The sequence below is a fragment of the Nocardia paucivorans NBRC 100373 genome (assembly GCF_000308675.1).
Lineage (GTDB): Bacteria > Actinomycetota > Actinomycetes > Mycobacteriales > Mycobacteriaceae > Nocardia > Nocardia paucivorans.
Window position 1 is genome coordinate 457,946 of sequence record NZ_BAGE01000041.1, and the last position, 17,395, is coordinate 475,340.

A 17,395-nucleotide genomic window follows, 5' to 3' on the forward strand; every position below is an offset into this window, starting at 1 on the left:
CCGAACGGTTGGACGCACCGTCGGCTCGATATCGGTATCAGTCGCCGGCGCTCACGGCGGCGCGGGCCCGTCGCATATCCCGGATCTCGCGTTCGAAATCCTCGGCCGAGGTGAACGAGCGGTACACCGAGGCGAAACGCAGGTAGGCGACCTCGTCGAGGGCGCGCAGGGGGCCGAGAATGGCCAGCCCGACCTCGTGGCTGGGCACCTCCGGCGACCCTTTCGCCCGCACCGTGTCCTCGACCTGCTGGGCGAGCAGGTTCAGGGCATCGTCGTCGACCTCCCGCCCTTGGCAGGCGCGGCGCACCCCCCGGATGACCTTTTCCCGGCTGAACGGCTCGGTGACCCCGCTGCGTTTGACCACCGAGAGGATCGCGGTCTCCACCGTGGTGAAACGACGACCGCATTCCGGGCAAGCGCGTCTGCGACGGATGGCCGCTCCCTCATCGGCCTCACGCGAGTCGACGACCCGGGAGTCGGGGTGTCGGCAGTACGGGCAGTGCATCCGGGGTCCTTCGTCGATGCGAACGCTCGCGGCCGGACCGATGCCGGTCGTGCGGGTCCGGCGAGCGCGGGTACCGGTTGCTACCCCGGTACCGGGTCGGCCGGTGGGATCACCGGCCACTGTGGTCAGTACTTCGAGGATACCGGTGCGTCCCTATCGAGGGGGACACTCACCCCGACTCCGCCGACCGCGTCGGGGCTCGACGGCCGCCGACCGCACGAATCCGATACGCCGGGAGACCGGCTACCTGGACCAGTGCTGCGCGCCGCCCGGCGGTTCCGAATACGACTCGCTCACCGTGGGCACGGTTTCCGGGGCCGACGGGACAACGGATCCCGCGCGCAGATGCGCGAGGACCAGCAATGCGATCACCACCAGCGCGGTGGACACCGCCGCCAGTGTCAGCGCCGCGAACCCGAGTTGCGCCCGCTCGACGTACTCGACCGGATGCGGTGGCCGGGAAACCGCGCCCCGCACCCGCAATGCCCCGGTGCCGCACCGGGTGAAGGCCCACCCCGCCGCGGAGGCGGGTGCCGAGCCGCGACGCCTGCCCGCCGTGCGCGGTGGTATACCGCCGTGCCGGCATTCGGTGCGCCGCACCGCCCCCGCGCCGAGAAGCCTCGGACCGGTATCCGTTCGGTCCGCCGGGCCCGAGCGGTGGAGGCCGTGGTAGACCCCACGTCCGGGGACCGCATCGCACGCCGGGGACGACAACCGACAACCGATACCCACATCCGCCGGCGGCACCACGGCGAGTCGCCCGGATCCGGATGCGACTTCCCATGTACCGGTGTTGTCGTTGTTGATCGCCGTGCTCATTCGGATAGACCTCCGTGGTTGTCCCGCACCGACCGTCCACTACCGTCCCCGCCCGCCGACATGCGCCTCCCGCGGCCGCCCATCCACCGCCTCCTCCTGCCGACGAGCCCCCTTCACCGAGATTCGACCGACCGGGATTCGACCGACCGGGATTCGATCACATGTTCGACGAACTGGTGTTCGATTTCTACCACGCACGCGCGACAATGTCAGGAGAAACGCCGAGCAAACCTCGAACAGGTGTTTGATAGTTGGACATCGGGCGGCTAGATTCGGTGCACGATATCCACTGCGGCACGGCGTTATCGAGCCGAAGACCGATGAGAAAGGCGGTTGTGGTGAGCCGAACGGGCGACACGGGCGACGAGAGCGGATCGGGTTCCGAAACCGATCTCACCGTGCGTCAGCGCAAGGTACTCGAGGTGATCCGCACCTCCGTGAACGTGCGGGGCTATCCACCGAGTATCCGGGAAATCGGCGACGCCGTGGGTCTGACATCCACCTCCTCGGTCGCCCACCAGCTGCGCACCCTCGAACGCAAGGGCTATCTACGCCGTGACCCCAATCGGCCCCGAGCGGTCGACGTCCGCGGCCTGGACGAGGCGGTTCGCTCCGTGACCACCCTGACGGCGGCAACCGCCGAGGAGCGGAACGGCAAGGCGCGGACCGCCGAAACCGACGGCTCCCATCCCGCCCCCACCTTCGTCCCGGTTCTGGGACGAATTGCCGCCGGTGGTCCCATCCTGGCCGAACAGGCCGTGGAAGACGTGTTCCCGCTACCTCGGGCACTGGTCGGCGACGGGTCGCTGTTCCTGCTCAAGGTCGTCGGTGAATCCATGGTGGATGCCGCCATCTGCGATGGTGACTGGGTTGTGGTCCGACAGCAGAACGTCGCCGACAACGGCGATATCGTCGCCGCCATGCTCGACGGCGAGGCCACCGTGAAGACGTTCAAACGCAGCGGGAAGAACATCTGGCTGATGCCGCACAATCCGCTGTTCGAACCGATTCCCGGCAACGATGCGCGAATCCTCGGCAAGGTTGTCACGGTTATTCGCAAGATCTGAGCGGTGGGTGGTCGATGGCGATTTCGTCCCGACCGGTGGCCGCCACCGAGTACGTCTGGTACGCCGCCTACGGCTCGAATATGAACCCGGACCGGCTGCGCTGCTATCTGCTCGGCGGCGCGCCGGCCGGCGGGACGAATCCCACCGTCGATCGAAGACCGGAACCGCCGTCCGGATGCCGAGACGGCACCGCCCCACCGCGATCGATTCCCCTCACCCTGCCCGGGCTGCTGTATTTCGCCACCGAATCCGCGGTGTGGACCGGCGGGCGGGCCTTCTACGATCCCGATGTCCCCGCCACCATCTGGGTTCGGGCCTATCTGCTGACCCTGTCCCAGTTCAGCGATATCGCAGCCCAGGAAATGTACCGGCCACCCGGCGTCGACCTCGATCCCGCCGAAGCGATCCGCACCGGCCGATCCCGAATCGGCCCCGGACGCTACGAAACTCTGGTCTGTCCCACCATTCACAACGGACTGCCGGTACTCACCTTCACCGCCCCCTGGCGCCGGCGCGACCTCCCGGGCAACCCACCGGCGCCCGCCTATCTGCGTCATATCGCGACCGGTCTGCTCGATACCCATCACTGGTCGATTCCCGAGATCACCGGTTATCTGGCCACCCGACCCGGCGCCGACCGGCGCTGGACCCCGGACACGGTCACCCGGCTCCTTCGCGACCGTTGATCGAGGTCCGTAAGGCCACCGAAAGCGCCCGCGCCCCCGCGCGTACCGTCTCGATGTACCGCGCACGTTCCGCGGGTCCGACTGCCGAACGCAGCAGCCCGAGCTGTACCTCATAGGGCGCATTGCCCTCGACGAGGACCGGGGCGGAGATATAGCTGATGGGCAGCGAGGACTCCGTGTCCAACTCGGCCTCGGTGTACGGCCGCGCGGTGAGCCGGGCCAACTGCCGCAGCGCTCTTGCCCGGAGTTCGGGCCGTAGCAGGTCGGCGCCCACCGCGCCGAGCAGGTCGGTCAGCAACTCGACGAGTCCGGCGTCGTCGGTGTCCGGACGGAATATGGCGAACCCGTGGTCGGTGACGAATCGCAGCAGTTCCTCGGCGCCGCGGTCCCCATCCGCCGAGGCCGGCCATCGTGTTCGTTCCTCGGGCCCACGCCACGGCATAACGGCGGCACCCGCCGGATAGGCCAGGGGAATCGTCTGTCCTACCGCCAGCCCGGGCACCACCCGTTCACCCGCATAGTGTTTGGCGACGACGGTCAATCGGCCCCGGTCGATTCGACTCAGCGTGGCCCCGCAGCCGGCGGCCTCCGCCAGGGCGGCCAGTTCGGCGCGCACCGCGGCCCCGAGACCGGCCGCCTCCGGACCGGAAAGCCGGAGCAATGCGGGGCCTGGGCGGTAGCACAAACGCTCGTCACGGGTCACCCACTGCGCCGCACGAAGTTCGTTGAGCACGGCCGTTACCGTCGCGCGGGCCAAGGAGAGCCGTTCGGATATTGCCGAAACGCTCAGGGGGCGCTCCGATTCCGCGATCAGCTCGACCACCGCCACCACTCTTCGGGTGGGCGGTGACCAGGTAGACGTCATCTGCCCTCATCCCTTGAAGACGGACCGGGACGGTCCTACACTGCATCGACTATTCGTCGCAGAGTAGTCGAATAATCGACACCGATGGCAGGGTCGACGGGACATTCGCGCCGACCGTGTCGTCCCAACGGCAGGAGTGCGCATGATTCTGGACCGATTCCGGCTCGATGGCCGGGTCGCGATCGTGACGGGCGCCGGCCGCGGTCTCGGCGCGGCCATCGCCACGGGCTTCGCCGAAGCGGGAGCCGATGTGGTCATCGCGGCCCGGACGGAGGCGGATCTACAAAAGGTGGCCGACCGGGTCCAGGAAGTAGGCCGCCGCGCCCATATCGTCGTCGCGGACCTCGCCGATACCGAGGCCACCGCCGCTCTGGCCGCGGCGGCGGCCGAACGATTCGGCCGATTGGACATCGTGGTCAACAATGTCGGCGGCGCTCTACCCAAACCCCTACCGGACACCACCCCGGATGATTTGGCGCAGGCCTTCGCATTCAATGTCGCCAATGCGCATGCCCTGGTCCGAGCGGCCGTCCCCACGATCCTGGAAACCGCGGGCGGCGGCTCGGTCATCAATGTGACCTCGGCAATGGGCCGCCTGCCCGGACGCGCTTTCGCCGCCTACGGAACGGCCAAGGCCGCACTTGCCCACTACACCCGGTTGGCCGCCATGGATCTGTGCCCGCGGATCCGGGTGAACGCCATCGCACCGGGTTCCATCCGCACCTCCGCACTGGAAGCGGTGGCCGCCGACGACACCATGCGCCACGCCCTGGAACGCGCCACACCGCTACGCCGGCTCGGCGACCCGGAGGATATCGCCGCGACCGCGCTGTTCCTCGCCGCACCGGCGGGCGGCTACCTCACCGGCAAGGTGATCGAAACCGACGGTGGTCTCATCGCCCCGAACCTCGACATCCCCATCCCCGATCTGTGATCGCCCACGCGGCTGGTCGAAGGAGACGGCGATACGGCCACCCAGCCGGTATTCGACTTGTTTGGACCGGTTCGTCCTGGGAAAACGCCCCCTGCGAAGGGAGGCAGCACCATGACCGAGCCCCAGGACACATGGGATCCGCCGCAGGATACCGGCGCACCGGATGCCGTCGAAACCGATGCGGCGGCCCTCGACAGCGCCGAGGACCTGGACGAGGACCGGTTGCGCGCCGATCCACTCGAGGAAGGTATGGATCCGCCGGAGCACTGGTCCGGTGTGGACAAGTACGGTATGACCCCACGCGAGGAACGCAACCCTCGCCCGCTGAGCGAACGCCTCGAAGAAGAGCAACCCGATATCCCGGACCCCGCGGTGGAGCACCGGGCCGCCGAGTCCGACGCCGTATCGGTCACCGGTGGTCCGGGGGAGATCCCGCCCGCGCCCGACGAGTACGAAGAGGAGTTGGGAATCGAGGCGGATATCGCCGGCGGGTCCATATCGGACGAGATCCGGGAGCCGGAATCACCGGAATGAGCGAATGGCCGACCCACATAAACCAACCCGAGTCCGATTCACACCGTGGTGAGGAATGGGCCCGGCCGCGCGGCGCGGTGACCGCCTGACAGCACGACCCGACCGGCCGGGTCACCCCCATGCACACCGGCGATCCTCGTATCGACTTCGGGCACGACCGAATCGACCGGTTCTCCGGTTGGCGGATCGGTGATGTCGTCATCGCCCGTGCCCATTCCGCTGCGGGCCACGTGATTCGGCAGGTCGTCGGCACCACCGGAGTCGAGCCGGGCACCCACGTGCGAATCCTCCGCAACGGCTATACCCGACGCCCGGCTGGACTGGTCATCGTGCGCCCGATCGAGTACGGAGTGCCGGACGAGACCATATTCGCTCCCGACTCGTTCGGTAATCGGATTTCGCCATGCCGATGCCGGGCCGTTCGATTCCGGTTCACGAGAACAGGGATCTCGGCTTCCGGGCAATCCTGGAGACGCACGGCGAACCAGCGGGGAACTACGAGTGCTGACCCGCGAATACGCGATGTCGGCGGTCTACTATCCGTTCACCTTCACCAGTTTCGCGATCGTCAACGACACGATGGGGACGATTCGGCGGATCCAGGGACACCCTCGGGATCGGTACGCACCGTTCCGTGACCGTGTCCACGAATAACCGAGACCGGGTCGTTCTTTTCGTAAAGAAAGGTCGGGGCCGGCTCGAGATCGACTAATGTAACGTGCTGATGGACAGCAAACTTCGGCCATTCGGCTCGATCATCACCCATTCACGCGGACATTCCCGCGCAACGAATCGAAAAAGCCCGGGATCGAGGCAGATCCGTCGAGATCTGCGAGTAAATCGTTGCCCGACAAGCCGATCCGGAAGTCGGCCGTACCCGGCCGCCCGCATCGGCCGGGCAATCGCCGGCCTCGCGTCGCTCGACGACGCGAACCCACGGTTCGTCGCCCTCACCGAGGAGCATCGGGAAGAGCGGATCGATACCGTCCGAGTTGCGCACCGATTCGCCGAGGTCGCCGATCTCGAACTTGCCGAAGGAAAAGCAACATACAGTGGATCTTCGTAATGTCCCGTGTGGTCCCGGCCGCTTGCCGGTGGTCGGGCACGGTTGGAAATTGTGGCGTGATCCGGTCCGGTTCATGGCGGATCTGGCCGATGTGGGGAAGATAGTACGTGTCGACATCGGCAATCTCGTCGTCTATGTCATCACCGATTTCGAACTACTCCACAAGGTATTGGTGGAGAGCTCCGATGCCTACGAGCGGGGGCGTCTCTTCGAACGCATCCGTCTCATATTCGAAGAATCGCTGATCGTCGCGGACGGTGAGCAACACCTGGATCTTCGTCGCCTGATGCAGCCGGCGTTCCATCGGACGGAGCTGGAAAGCTACGCGCACATCATGAAGCGCCATGCGGACGCGTTGGCGGATTCGTGGCGACAGGGCCAGGTCGTCGAGATCGTTTCCACGGTCATGGAATTGGCCATCACCGATCTCCTCGGGTCTCTGTTCTCGCACGAACCCGACACCGAGGAGGTGCGACTCATCTCGGGTCTGATCGCGGATATCGGCGGCGGTGCACTGGTGGGCAGTGTGCTACCGCCACGGCTGGCGAACCTGCCGTTGCCGGTGAACCGCAGATTCCTGTCGGCCGGCACACAACTGCGAGACTATTGCCGACAGCTGATCGTCGCGCGTCGAGGCAGCGGTGACCGCCGAAACGACCTGATCGATATCCTGCTGGATTCGGCGGGTGAGAAACGCCGGGGTGACACATTCCTGGCGGAACAGGCCGTTACCGTTCTCTTCGGCGGAATCGACACCTTGACCGCCACGCTGACCTGGGCTCTGTACGAGTTGGCACACCATCCCGAGGTGGCTTCGAAACTGAAGCACGAGATCTCCGACGCGGGAGATATCGACCCCCGCGATCTCGATCGACTCGACTATCTGAATCGGTTCCTGAACGAGCTCACGCGGATCCACTCGCCACTACTACAGACCAGACGCAGCGTCACCACGGTCGAACTCGACGGCTTCACATTTCCCGCTGGGACCGATATCGGCTGCAGCATCGCGGCCATTCACCGCAACCCGCACATTTTCCCCGATCCGGACACTTTCGACCCCGATCGATGGACACCGTCGGACTCCGGGTCGAAACGCCGGAACTTCGTTCCGTTCAGTATGGGCAACCAGATGTGTATGGGTAACAACTTCGCGTGGGTGGCCCTACAGACGACTCTCCACGGTCTACTGTCGAAGTGGGAGTTCCGGCCGGCCACGACCAAGAGGCCTCCCCGGGCCCTCGGCCCGATCCCCGGACTGAAAAAGCTTCCGCTCGAGGTTCATCCGGTCTCGGTGTGATCACGCGCTCGAAAGCCGTGACGACTCCGATTCGGTGGTCTTCGTTCTCCGGTATTCGGATATCCGGCGAACGAAGACCGGTAGGACCGCGGTGACGACGAACAAGGTGACGGCCACGAGGACGAAGTAGAGCAGCGATCCGTTGCGGCCGAAACGAGGCAGGAATGCGACTTCCTGGCCGGTCGCGGCGACGGCGTTGAGGAAAGGAGCGTAGGCCTGCAGGGTATATCCGTTGGGCAGCAGATTGATGGCGTTCTCGGCCACATGGACCCAGAACAGAAGAACGGCCACAGCGGCGGACGGAGTGCGAATCAGCGATCCGACCGCCACGCCCACCCCGCATGCGGCGAACGCGTAGATCGGAATGGTCCAGAGGAACCGGATACCGGCGGAATCGCTGATGTCCACCGCCCCGTAGATCCGGGGAAACCAGTGTGGCAGCGTGACCATGACGACGACGAGCAGAGCAACCGTCGAGATCGCCGTGATGGCGCCGTAGTAGATCCACCGGGCCAGTGCGACCGTCCAGGGCCGGGGAAACAGAAAGGCATGGAGATCTCTTGTCGGACCGCGCCATTGGGTGGCGTGGGCGTAGGCGGTGGTGACCATCATGACCGATACGGACAAAGTGATCACCCAGTACACGGAGTTGGTGGTGGTGACCGTGGCCACATAACTCTGTCCGGGCAGATCGGCGAGTCGCTCCGCGACGGCGGCGATACCGAAGGTGATGCCCAGCGGTAGCACGAAGGTGAGAGGGACGGCCACTGTCCACAGGAAACTGCGTCCGGTGGTGCGGGTCCATTCGGCGGCGATACCGCGACGGATCCAGGTGAGCGGACCGGGGTTGTTCATGACGCCATATCCGACGAGAGCTGGGTGGGCAGACCGGCGATTCGCAGGTAGATGTCCTCGAGTCCGGTCTCACCGGGGGCCAGGGTGCTCATGAGATCGGTGTACGGCCGGTCGACCAGAACACGCCGGTTCCCGAGGATGACGATGTGGTCGGCGTTGCGTTCGACTTCGTCGAGCAGATGCGAGGCGACCAGGACACAGGTCCCGGCATCGGCGAGGCGCCGCAGCAGTTCACGTATCCAGCGGATACCCGCGATATCGAGGCCGTTGAGCGGCTCGTCGAGCAATAGGGTGCGCGGCTCGGAGAGCAATGCGGCGGCGATACCGACCCGCTGGAGCATACCGAGCGAATAGTGCCCCAACCGGCGATCGGCCACCCGGGCGAGGTCGACGAGTTCGAGAACGTCGTCGACCCGTCCGGTGGGTAGTCCGCGGGCCCGCGCGATCCAGCGGAGATGCCGACGTGCGGTATGGCGTGGGTCGAAGGCCCGATGGTCCAAATGCATTCCGAGTGTTGCCGGTGTGGTGTGGTGGGCCCGGATGCGGGTGCCGTCGACCCGAACGGTGCCCGCGGAAGGAGCGATGATGCCGCAAATACACCGCAGCAACGTGGTTTTTCCGGTGCCGTTGAGACCGAGCAGATAGGTGAGCGTCCCATCCGCCACGGTCAACTCGGGGACTTCGAGCACGGTCGCGCCCGAGTAGCTCAGGGCGAGATCACGAATATCGATCACGAAGCTCGGAGCCGATCAGAAATCACAGCTCATCGCCAGTCCCACGGCCTTGACGCCCTCGCACACGGAGCTGTTGGACAGCTTCCAGACACCATCGATGCGCTTCCAGACCACGCGGGCGACCAGATCAGGCCGTCCGACCGTCTTGCTGCGCAGCATGGCGGTGTGCACATTGCCTTCGTGGGTCTCGGGACCGGTGATCTCGTTCGACCCCAACGGTGCCCGGAACAGACCGAGGTTGTAGAGGGTGCGCGCAACCACGACCGCTTTGTGACCGCCTTCCAGATTGGCGGCCTTGGCATCGTCGGAGGCGGGTGTTTCGATCAGGAACGCGACCTGGGCGTCGAGATCTTCCAGGGTGGGAACCTCGCGGGTGATGAGGAACTCATCGGGGGCGGCGGAGGCGGCGGGGGCGGTGACGAGCGGGGCGCCGATCGTGACCACGGCAGCCGTCATGATCGTCGACACGATACCGGCGACAATTTTGCGGGTCTTCATCATTTCATCCTCCGATCGAGCGGGACGGTATTCGACGCACGCTCGAATGTGCAGGCGACCAAAACAATTCGGCGTGACAGAGACTACTCCTGTCCCGGCCGATCCTCAGGGTTTGCGACCGATGGCACCGAGCATGACCATTCGGGTCTCCGGCAGATCGGAGGCGAGCCACCGCTGTACCGGCACCACACCGGGTTCGAGCACCTCGAGACCGTCGAGGAATGCCCGCGTCTGTGCCGTGGACCGAAAAGCGACCTGGGCCGACGTGCCCTCGGTGGCGGTGAGTACCTGGAGCACTTCCGGGGCGGAATCAGTGGAGCCGTGAGCGATCGCCAGATAACTGCCCGGCGCCAACCGATCACGGAAGGCGGCGACGATCTCGGCGGGGTTTTCGTCGTCCAGCACGTAGTGCAACACACTGACGAGCATGACGGCCACCGGCTCGTCGAAATCGATCAGGGCGCGGTCCTTCAACTGATCGAAGATCTCGTTCGGACGACGGATATCACCCAGCAATGCCGTGACATCCGGTGGATCGACCAGTAGCGCGTTGCAATGGGCGTACACGACCGGGTCGTAGTCGACATACACCACCCGCGCGGACGGATCGACCTTCCGGGCCACCTCGTGCACATTGGGCGAGGTCGGGATACCGGAGCCGAGATCGATGAACTGGCGAACCCCGGCCTCCGCGGCCATCTCCACCGCTTTGAACAGGAAACCCCGGGTGAACCCGGCCAGAGCTTTTATTTCGGGGGCATGGGACAGCATTCGATCGGCGAGGTCACGGTCGGCCTCGCGATTGTCCTTTCCGCCCAATAGGTAGTCGTACACCCGGGCAGAGTTCATCAGGTCCAGGTCGAACGGTTGCGGTGTTCGATTGTTTTCCGGCCCAGGCCCTTCAGTTCCTTCGACCACAGATACAACCGTAGCCGATCGTCACCGCGGACGCGCGCTCCTCCGCGGATCCGTCGCTCGGATGTGGTGGGTGGATACGTTGCCCGAACGATGCTCCGCTCCGACGACCGAACCGGATAGTTGGATCATCGACGAACCATTTTCCGACGCAACAAGATCCACGGTATGACCACCAGCGCTCATCCTCGACTACCGTCTCCGACCGGAACCGCCTCCGTTTCGGCCAGGGCGACCGCGTGCGTCACCGCGGACCGCGCGGCCTCCACGGTTGTATAGCGCCCCAGACCGCACGGGGATGCGACGTCCAATACACCGCCGTAGGCCGCCTCCGCCGCCGCCAGCCCCTGTCGTGCCTGTTCGAGCGGCTGCGTCGGAAGCGCCAGTCCGGCAACGAGACGCGTATCGGCGGGCAGTTCGAGGCGTGCCAGGGGCGCGTAGTACCGCGGCCGCACCGGCGCCTGTTCACCGTCGCCGATGGGGAAGTGGACGAAATCGAGATGCCGACCCGCAGGCCAGTATCGCGCTATCGCATTGGCCAACGCGACGATCGGGGCCGTCGAGCTCGGCGCCACGGCCGGTTTGCCGTCCAGGCTCCCATAGCACAGGTGCACACCGAAACGGGAATCATGGGGCGCCCGCGCGACGAGACGTGCGATCGCTCGCCCCGCCAGGGCGGCCGGGATCCGTCGCAGACCCGCGGGTAACCGCGCACACAGGAGCGTCTCCGCCGGCAGTTCGAGTTGGAATACCACATCGTCCCCCCAGGCCTCACGGATACGGACGATCTCGCGGACCGTGGCATCGACGAGCGGACGGTAGTAGGGACGGCCTCGGTCACCGCGACCGACCGAGCCCCGACGCCACAGCAGCATCCGCGCCTCGAAGGCGATGAACGCGATGACGAAGGGCGTCGGTATACCCACCTGCAGACGAAGTCCGGGGTTGGTTCGGCGTATATCGGCCAGCGCGTCCCTGACCCGCTCGGCCTCCGCCGCATAACCGAGCGCGGCGTCGATATCGACCTCGCCCAGCGATCGACCCGGGCGAAGCCGAAAGACGTCGCGGGAACGCAGGGTGGACCAATCACCGCTTCGCACGGACTCCAGCACCGGGAGTTCACCGAGCCGATCGATAATGGGCCTTACATACCACTGGGCGCGATAGGGATCCGCTTCACCGCCCGGAACCAGACCGTCCAGGAATTCACCGGCCGTATCGACGGCGAAGGCCATTGCCTTCTCCGGACTGTCCAACTGTGCGGGCAAACTGCCCACGAAGTGAATCCTACGCTTGGGCTGCACAGCGCCAGTGTCGCATATCGGCCGTCCCGAGACATGTTTGTTCCCTTATCATTCCGACCGTACGGCATGCCTCGATCCCGGACCGCTGTTCGTCCGAGGCGATGTACCGACCCACTGACGGCGATACATCGAGGTCACCCCCACGAACGGTGCGATGACCGTCGTATCGACAGCCGCGGGCACCCTTCCCGGACACCGTGAACTCGATTATCGGACAGTCGAATTCCGAATGCCGGATATCCGTGTCGAACGAACGCTCGACTTCCATCGAGACAGCGATCGAGCTCCGAGCCGTGCCACATCACCGTCGGCGGAAAATGAAATACCCGCGCCCCTGAAGACACGGGTATTTCCGACTCACCGGCCGCCCCCCGAAACGGACCCGAACGGGCGAGGCCCGTACGTCGGGCCCCACCCCGATGATCAGGACAGTTTCAGGCTGCGCCCTATGATCTCCTTCATGATCTCGGTGGTGCCACCGTAGATGGTCTGCACTCGGGCATCCAGGTAGGCCTGGGCGATCGGGTACTCGCGCATGTAGCCGTAGCCGCCGTGCAGCTGCAGGCAGCGGTTGATCAGCTCGAGCTGTTCCTCGGTGCTCCACCACTTGGCCATGGCGGCGTCCTCGGCGGAGAGGGTGCCGGCGTTCAGTTCGCCGATGCAGCGGTCGACGAAAACCCGCACCGCGGTGGCCTTGGTGGCCAGTTCGGCCAGCACGAACCGAGTGTTCTGCTGGGCACCGATCGGCTTGCCGAAGGCCTTGCGATCCCGCACGTACTGGATGGTCATATCCAGGCAGCTCTCCATGGCCGCGGCGGCCATGACCGCGATGGACAGACGTTCCTGCGGCAGGTTCTGCATCAGGTGAATGAAGCCCTTGCCCTCCTCGCCCAGAAGGTTGGCAGCGGGAACCCGCACATCGGTGAAGCTGAGTTCGGCGGTGTCCTGCGCCTTGAGACCGATCTTGTCCAGGTTGCGGCCACGCTCGAAACCGGGCATCCCACGTTCCACGACGAGCAGGCTGAAGCCCAACGCACCGGCGTCGGGATCGGTCTGGGCGACCACGATGACGATATCGGAGTTGATGCCGTTGGTGATGAAGGTCTTGGCACCGTTGAGCACCCACTCGTCACCGTCGCGGACCGCGCGGGTCTTGATGCCCTGCAGGTCCGAACCGGTTCCGGGTTCGGTCATGGCGATGGCGGTGATGAGCTCACCGGAACAGAACTTGGGCAGCCAGCGCTGTTTCTGCTCCTCGTTCGCCAGTTCCAGCAGGTAGGGAGCGATGACATCGTTGTGCAGGGAGAACCCGAGACCGGAGTACTGGCCGCGCACGCATTCCTCGGTGATGATCGCGTTGTAGCGGAAGTCCTTCACCCCGCCGCCGCCGTACTGTTCGGGTACGGCCATGCCGAGGAAGCCCTGTTTACCGGCCTCGATCCAGGCCGACCGATCGACAATGCCCTGCTCGGCCCACTGGTCGTGGTTCGGCGCCACGTGCGTATCGAGAAATTTGCGGAACGACTCCCGGAACAGCTCGTGCTCGGGCTCGAACAGTGTGCGCTCCACACCAACCTCCTAGTGACCACACGAACCGGCCCACACCGGCCCGTCGTTGTGATCCACCGTACCCGGAAGGAGAATCGGTGTTTACTTCACTCCTGGAATCCGCAGGCTCTCCGGGAATAACCGCATTACGAAGTGCACCCGTTCCAATTCACCGATCGATCGGATGGGCTCATCGGAAAGACAGCAGTTCCCGCAGCCGTCCCGATAGGGTCCGACCGCGGTCGCGATCCCGCTCGGCGAACAGGAACCGCAACTCCTCCTCCACCGATTTACGCACCACCGCGGCGAGCTGGACCGCCCCCTCCGCGATATCACCGTCCCGCCATGGCTCGGGGTCGATCGGCCGTCCCACGGAGAAGTAGAACCGCTCCGGGCGTGGAATGGGTGTCGGCCCGAGACCGCGCACGAGTGGGGGCGTGAGTTCGCGATGGATTCCCAGCGCCTCCACCAGCAGCCGCAACGGACGCCAGGCCATATCGTCCTTGTCCAGCACGATGTCGTAGGCGTCGTCGACGCCGATCATGGCCACCGGCAGGATGGGGGCGCCGGTCTCCAACGCCATCTGCGCGAAACCGGTGCGCCCCTCCCAGCGCAGCAGATACTTCTCCCCTTTACGGCGCACCGCCTCGCGACCGCCGCCGGGAAAGACGATCACGGCCTCACCGCGCCGCAACAGCGCGCGGCAGTTGTCGCGGGTGCCGCGCACCGCGCCGTAATGGTGCAGTGCGTGCCGCACCCCCGGCACGGCGATGAGCACGTGTTCGGCCAACCCGCGGATCACCCTGCCGCGGCGCCGGTACACCTCCGGCAACAACAGTGGAGCGTCAATACCGCCCAACAGGTTGTGGTTCGCCACCAGCAGCACCGGGCCGCTGTCGGGAATATTGTCCAACCCGTAGAAACGTGGGCTGGTCCAGGCGCGGATCGGCGCCAGCACCGTCTCCAGAATCCGCAGATCCGCCTCATCGAGCCGCACGTCCAGCGGCGCACCATCGCTGAGCACTGCATCGATTTCCTCGGTGCGGATCCCGACGCCGATTGTCGGTACATCCTCGAGTTGTCGCACCTCTGCATCGGCCGTATCGCGACGGTCGTGCGGCATGTACTGATCCCTCCTGCTGTCGATTCATGTCCATAATGAATGAAAAAATGAATGAAAATCGACAGTGATACACAGGACGAATCAATGTGATAGGAGCTACAACGCGCAGCGCATTGTGTTGACGCTACAATGTCGCCGCGCCCGCGCCCGCGCCCGCGTACTCCGCCAGAACCGCTGCCAGCGCACGCGGCACCCGAGCCCGTACCCGCGTTCCGTTCTCCTCGTGTTCGGAACCCAGAATCCGCCCCTCGGCATGTATCCGGGCCAACAGATCGCCCCGAGTGTAGGGCAGCAGCACACCGACCTCGACATCCAGTTTGCCGAGAGTCTCGTTCAACCTCCGGCGCAGCTCATCGATACCGAGGGACTTGCGTGCGGAGACGAAGGCCGCGTCGGGCAGCAGGGCCCGCAACCGGGTCAGCTCCATCGGGTCGACCTCATCGATCTTGTTGACCACCAGCAGTTCCGGCGGTGCGGGCACCCCCGCTTCCCGGATCACCTCGGTGATCACCTCGCGCACCGCCTTGATCTGCTCGGTGGGCAACGCATCGGAACCGTCGACCACATGCAGCAGCAGATCGGCGTCGGTGACCTCCTCGAGGGTGGACCGGAACGCCTCGACCAGCTGGGTGGGCAGATGCCGGACGAAACCGACCGTATCGGTGAACACGACCTCACGGCCGGCCTCGAGCCGGGCCCGCCGGGTGGTGGGGTCCAGGGTGGCGAACAAGGCGTCCTGCACCAGCACACCGGAACCGGTGAGCGCGTTCATGAGACTCGATTTGCCCGCATTGGTGTACCCCACGATCGCGACCGAGGGCATACCGCTCGAGGTTCGGCGCGACCGCATGGTGTCACGGGCGGTTTTCATCTCCCGGATCTCGCGGCGCAGTTTGGCCATGCGCTCACGAATACGACGACGGTCGGTCTCGATCTTCGTCTCACCGGGGCCACGCAGACCCACGCCACCATTACTGCCGGCCCGACCACCGGCCTGCCGGGACATGGACTCACCCCAACCGCGCAATCGCGGCAGCATGTATTCCATCTGCGCCAACGCGACCTGTGCCTTGCCCTCTCGCGAGGTGGCGTGCTGGGCGAAGATGTCCAAGATCAACGCGGTCCGGTCGATCACCTTCACCTTGACAACCTTCTCCAGCGCGGTGAGCTGGGCGGGCGTGAGTTCACCGTCACAGATCACGGTGTCCGCACCGGTGGCCAGTACCACCGCCCGCAGTTCGTCGGCCTTACCGGAACCGATATAGGTGGCCGGGTCCGGACGGTCCCGACGCTGGATCAGCGCCTCGAGCACCTCCGAGCCCGCGGTTTCGGCCAGCCGCGCGAGCTCGGCCATACTGGCCTCCGCACGGGCGGCGTTGCCCTCGGTCCACACCCCCACCAGGACCACACGTTCCAGGCGGAGCTGTCGGTATTCGACCTCGGTGATGTCGGTGAGTTCGGTGGAGAGGCCGGCCACGCGGCGCAATGCGCTCCGGTCCTCCAATTGCAGTTCACCCGTGGTGGGCGAACGATCGTCGCGGATACCGGGATGGTCCTGGGACTCGGCCCCGGTATCGTCGAATTCGGTCGTCTCGTCGACGCCGTATGTCCTCTCGACCGGTTCGGCGGACCAACCGGCGGAGGTAAAGGTCTGGGATCTACTCATACCCCATCCATGCTGCCACGCGGCCACCCCCACCGCACCCGAGTTTTCCGCGGGCCCCATCAGTGCGAATACCACCAGTCGTCGGCGATCCGACCGGTCGCCACCAACTCGGACGGCCCGCGCAACCAGGCGGCGCCGCAGACCAACCCAACCCGCACCCGCCCACCGGGCACCCGCACCGTGACCTCGCCGGAGTCCGCCGCGGGATCGAGACCGGCGGCGGACAGCACCGCCGTCGCGGCGGCGACGGTCCCGGTGCCGCAGGACCGGGTTTCCCCGACGCCGCGCTCGAATACCCGCATATCGACCGCGCCGGTGTCGTCGAGCGCGGTGACGATCTCCACGTTCACCCCCCGCGGAAACAGGGCGGGGTCATAACCCGGAGGCCGCGTGAGGTCGAGTTTCCCCAGCGACTCGGCGGTGAGACCGGCATCGACGCAGGCCAGATGGGGATTGCCGACATCGACACCGAGACCGGGATAGCTGCCGCCGGCGATCGTGGCCGTCGACTCGCCGAGTACCCGCACCCGGCCCATATCCACGGTCACCTCCCCGTGTACCGGACCACCCGCGTGCACGGTGACCGGGCGGGCACCGGCCCGGCTCCCCACCCGGTAGTGGTCCCGGGTCTCCATTCCGCTCACCGCCAGATAGTGCGCGAATACCCGCACACCGTTACCGCACATTTCGGCGATCGAACCGTCGGCATTGCGGTAGTCCATGAACCAGTCGTCGGCTTCCACCCCGTCGGGGTACTCGGTGAGCACCCCCGCCCGATGCAGCGCACCGGCACGCGCGACCCGCAACACCCCGTCGGCGCCGAGCCCGCGACGTCGGTCGCAGAGGGCGGCGATCCGCGCCGGGGTCAACTCCAACCGCACCTCGGGGTCGGGAAGCACCACGAAGTCGTTCTGGGTGCCATGGCCCTTGGTGAATTCGATGGTCGTCTCGGGGTGGGACACGTCCCTCGCTCTCT

The 17,395-nt window shown here is 65.7% G+C and carries 18 protein-coding genes; 5 read left to right on the forward strand and 13 right to left on the reverse strand.

Features of this window, described 5'->3' with window-relative positions; translation table 11 throughout:
* Positions 1-37: 37 nt before the first annotated feature.
* On the reverse strand, positions 38-505 hold the full coding sequence (nrdR, locus tag ON32_RS13615; protein ID WP_040791337.1) for a transcriptional regulator NrdR: 468 nt from the start codon (positions 503-505) through the stop codon (positions 38-40).
* Between the two features lie 243 nt (positions 506-748).
* On the reverse strand, positions 749-1,324 hold the full coding sequence (locus ON32_RS13620; RefSeq protein ID WP_040791160.1) for a hypothetical protein: 576 nt from the start codon (positions 1,322-1,324) through the stop codon (positions 749-751).
* A gap of 320 nt (positions 1,325-1,644) precedes the next feature.
* Here ON32_RS13620 and lexA point away from each other — a divergent pair, with 320 nt between their 5' ends.
* Together lexA and ON32_RS13630 are read left to right on the forward strand one after the other, a co-directional pair.
* Positions 1,645-2,391 (forward strand): transcriptional repressor LexA, encoded by a 747-nt coding sequence (gene lexA / locus ON32_RS13625; RefSeq protein WP_083874450.1) that lies wholly within the window; start codon positions 1,645-1,647, stop codon positions 2,389-2,391.
* A gap of 14 nt (positions 2,392-2,405) precedes the next feature.
* Complete coding sequence (locus ON32_RS13630; protein WP_040791161.1) at positions 2,406-3,077, forward strand: hypothetical protein; 672 nt, start codon at positions 2,406-2,408, stop codon at positions 3,075-3,077.
* On the opposite strand, the gene ON32_RS13635 is transcribed toward ON32_RS13630, so the two are convergent.
* The gene (locus ON32_RS13635) at positions 3,052-3,942 is read right to left on the reverse strand and encodes a helix-turn-helix domain-containing protein (RefSeq protein ID WP_051133199.1); all 891 of its coding nucleotides are present in this window, start codon (positions 3,940-3,942) and stop codon (positions 3,052-3,054) included. The two genes, ON32_RS13630 and ON32_RS13635, sit on opposite strands and share 26 nt — an antisense overlap.
* A 142-nt stretch (positions 3,943-4,084) precedes the next feature.
* Between ON32_RS13635 and ON32_RS13640 the strand changes: the two genes are divergently transcribed.
* Together ON32_RS13640 and ON32_RS13645 are read left to right on the forward strand one after the other, a co-directional pair.
* Positions 4,085-4,876, forward strand: a complete 792-nt coding sequence (locus ON32_RS13640) for an SDR family oxidoreductase (RefSeq protein WP_040791162.1) — start codon at positions 4,085-4,087, stop codon at positions 4,874-4,876.
* Between the two features lie 111 nt (positions 4,877-4,987).
* Complete coding sequence (locus tag ON32_RS13645) at positions 4,988-5,410, forward strand: hypothetical protein (RefSeq protein ID WP_040791163.1); 423 nt, start codon at positions 4,988-4,990, stop codon at positions 5,408-5,410.
* A gap of 38 nt (positions 5,411-5,448) precedes the next feature.
* On the opposite strand, the gene ON32_RS13650 is transcribed toward ON32_RS13645, so the two are convergent.
* Entirely contained in the window at positions 5,449-5,688 is a 240-nt protein-coding gene (locus ON32_RS13650; protein WP_040791164.1) for a hypothetical protein, read from the reverse strand.
* Between the two features lie 774 nt (positions 5,689-6,462).
* On the opposite strand from ON32_RS13650, the gene ON32_RS13660 reads away from it, so the two are divergent.
* Positions 6,463-7,776 carry a cytochrome P450 gene (locus tag ON32_RS13660; RefSeq protein ID WP_157224184.1) on the forward strand — a complete coding sequence of 438 codons (1,314 nt, stop codon included), beginning with the start codon at positions 6,463-6,465 and terminating at the stop codon, positions 7,774-7,776.
* Here ON32_RS13660 and ON32_RS13665 read toward each other — a convergent pair whose 3' ends face one another.
* The 9 genes from ON32_RS13665 to dapF form a co-directional block, all read right to left on the reverse strand.
* Positions 7,777-8,631 carry an ABC transporter permease gene (locus tag ON32_RS13665; RefSeq protein WP_174361628.1) on the reverse strand — a complete coding sequence of 285 codons (855 nt, stop codon included), beginning with the start codon at positions 8,629-8,631 and terminating at the stop codon, positions 7,777-7,779. It lies immediately after the preceding gene.
* Positions 8,628-9,365 carry an ABC transporter ATP-binding protein gene (locus ON32_RS13670; protein WP_040791167.1) on the reverse strand — a complete coding sequence of 246 codons (738 nt, stop codon included), beginning with the start codon at positions 9,363-9,365 and terminating at the stop codon, positions 8,628-8,630. The genes ON32_RS13665 and ON32_RS13670 overlap by 4 nt, the downstream gene beginning before the upstream one ends.
* Before the next feature lie 15 nt (positions 9,366-9,380).
* Entirely contained in the window at positions 9,381-9,863 is a 483-nt protein-coding gene (locus tag ON32_RS13675) for an MTB12 C-terminal domain-containing protein (protein WP_085995190.1), read from the reverse strand.
* Positions 9,864-9,968: 105 nt separating this feature from the next.
* Positions 9,969-10,781: an SAM-dependent methyltransferase gene (locus ON32_RS13680; RefSeq protein WP_040791169.1), complete on the reverse strand. Its 813-nt coding sequence runs from the start codon at positions 10,779-10,781 to the stop codon at positions 9,969-9,971.
* A 179-nt stretch (positions 10,782-10,960) separates the two neighbouring features.
* Positions 10,961-12,055 (reverse strand): hypothetical protein, encoded by a 1,095-nt coding sequence (locus ON32_RS13685; RefSeq protein ID WP_157224185.1) that lies wholly within the window; start codon positions 12,053-12,055, stop codon positions 10,961-10,963.
* A 450-nt stretch (positions 12,056-12,505) separates the two neighbouring features.
* Positions 12,506-13,651 (reverse strand): acyl-CoA dehydrogenase family protein, encoded by a 1,146-nt coding sequence (locus ON32_RS13695; protein WP_040791171.1) that lies wholly within the window; start codon positions 13,649-13,651, stop codon positions 12,506-12,508.
* A 169-nt stretch (positions 13,652-13,820) separates the two neighbouring features.
* Entirely contained in the window at positions 13,821-14,753 is a 933-nt protein-coding gene (locus ON32_RS13700) for a lysophospholipid acyltransferase family protein (RefSeq protein ID WP_083874453.1), read from the reverse strand.
* A gap of 124 nt (positions 14,754-14,877) precedes the next feature.
* On the reverse strand, positions 14,878-16,419 hold the full coding sequence (hflX, locus tag ON32_RS13705) for a GTPase HflX (RefSeq protein WP_217998054.1): 1,542 nt from the start codon (positions 16,417-16,419) through the stop codon (positions 14,878-14,880).
* Positions 16,420-16,478: 59 nt separating this feature from the next.
* Positions 16,479-17,360 (reverse strand): diaminopimelate epimerase, encoded by an 882-nt coding sequence (gene dapF / locus ON32_RS13710; protein ID WP_040791344.1) that lies wholly within the window; start codon positions 17,358-17,360, stop codon positions 16,479-16,481.
* Positions 17,361-17,395 lie beyond the last annotated feature (35 nt).

What these genes read in the sequence shown, in the direction of transcription:
- hflX (WP_217998054.1), bottom strand. Translation starts at nt 16,419, where the DNA reads ATGAGTAGATCCCAGACCTTTACCTCCGCCGGTTGGTCCGCCGAACCG.
- ON32_RS13620 (WP_040791160.1), bottom strand. Translation starts at nt 1,324, where the DNA reads ATGAGCACGGCGATCAACAACGACAACACCGGTACATGGGAAGTCGCA.
- ON32_RS13645 (WP_040791163.1), top strand. Translation starts at nt 4,988, where the DNA reads ATGACCGAGCCCCAGGACACATGGGATCCGCCGCAGGATACCGGCGCA.
- ON32_RS13665 (WP_174361628.1), bottom strand. Translation starts at nt 8,631, where the DNA reads ATGAACAACCCCGGTCCGCTCACCTGGATCCGTCGCGGTATCGCCGCC.
- ON32_RS13640 (WP_040791162.1), top strand. Translation starts at nt 4,085, where the DNA reads ATGATTCTGGACCGATTCCGGCTCGATGGCCGGGTCGCGATCGTGACG.
- ON32_RS13635 (WP_051133199.1), bottom strand. Translation starts at nt 3,942, where the DNA reads ATGACGTCTACCTGGTCACCGCCCACCCGAAGAGTGGTGGCGGTGGTC.
- ON32_RS13675 (WP_085995190.1), bottom strand. Translation starts at nt 9,863, where the DNA reads ATGAAGACCCGCAAAATTGTCGCCGGTATCGTGTCGACGATCATGACG.
- lexA (WP_083874450.1), top strand. Translation starts at nt 1,645, where the DNA reads ATGAGAAAGGCGGTTGTGGTGAGCCGAACGGGCGACACGGGCGACGAG.
- nrdR (WP_040791337.1), bottom strand. Translation starts at nt 505, where the DNA reads ATGCACTGCCCGTACTGCCGACACCCCGACTCCCGGGTCGTCGACTCG.
- ON32_RS13630 (WP_040791161.1), top strand. Translation starts at nt 2,406, where the DNA reads ATGGCGATTTCGTCCCGACCGGTGGCCGCCACCGAGTACGTCTGGTAC.
- ON32_RS13700 (WP_083874453.1), bottom strand. Translation starts at nt 14,753, where the DNA reads ATGCCGCACGACCGTCGCGATACGGCCGATGCAGAGGTGCGACAACTC.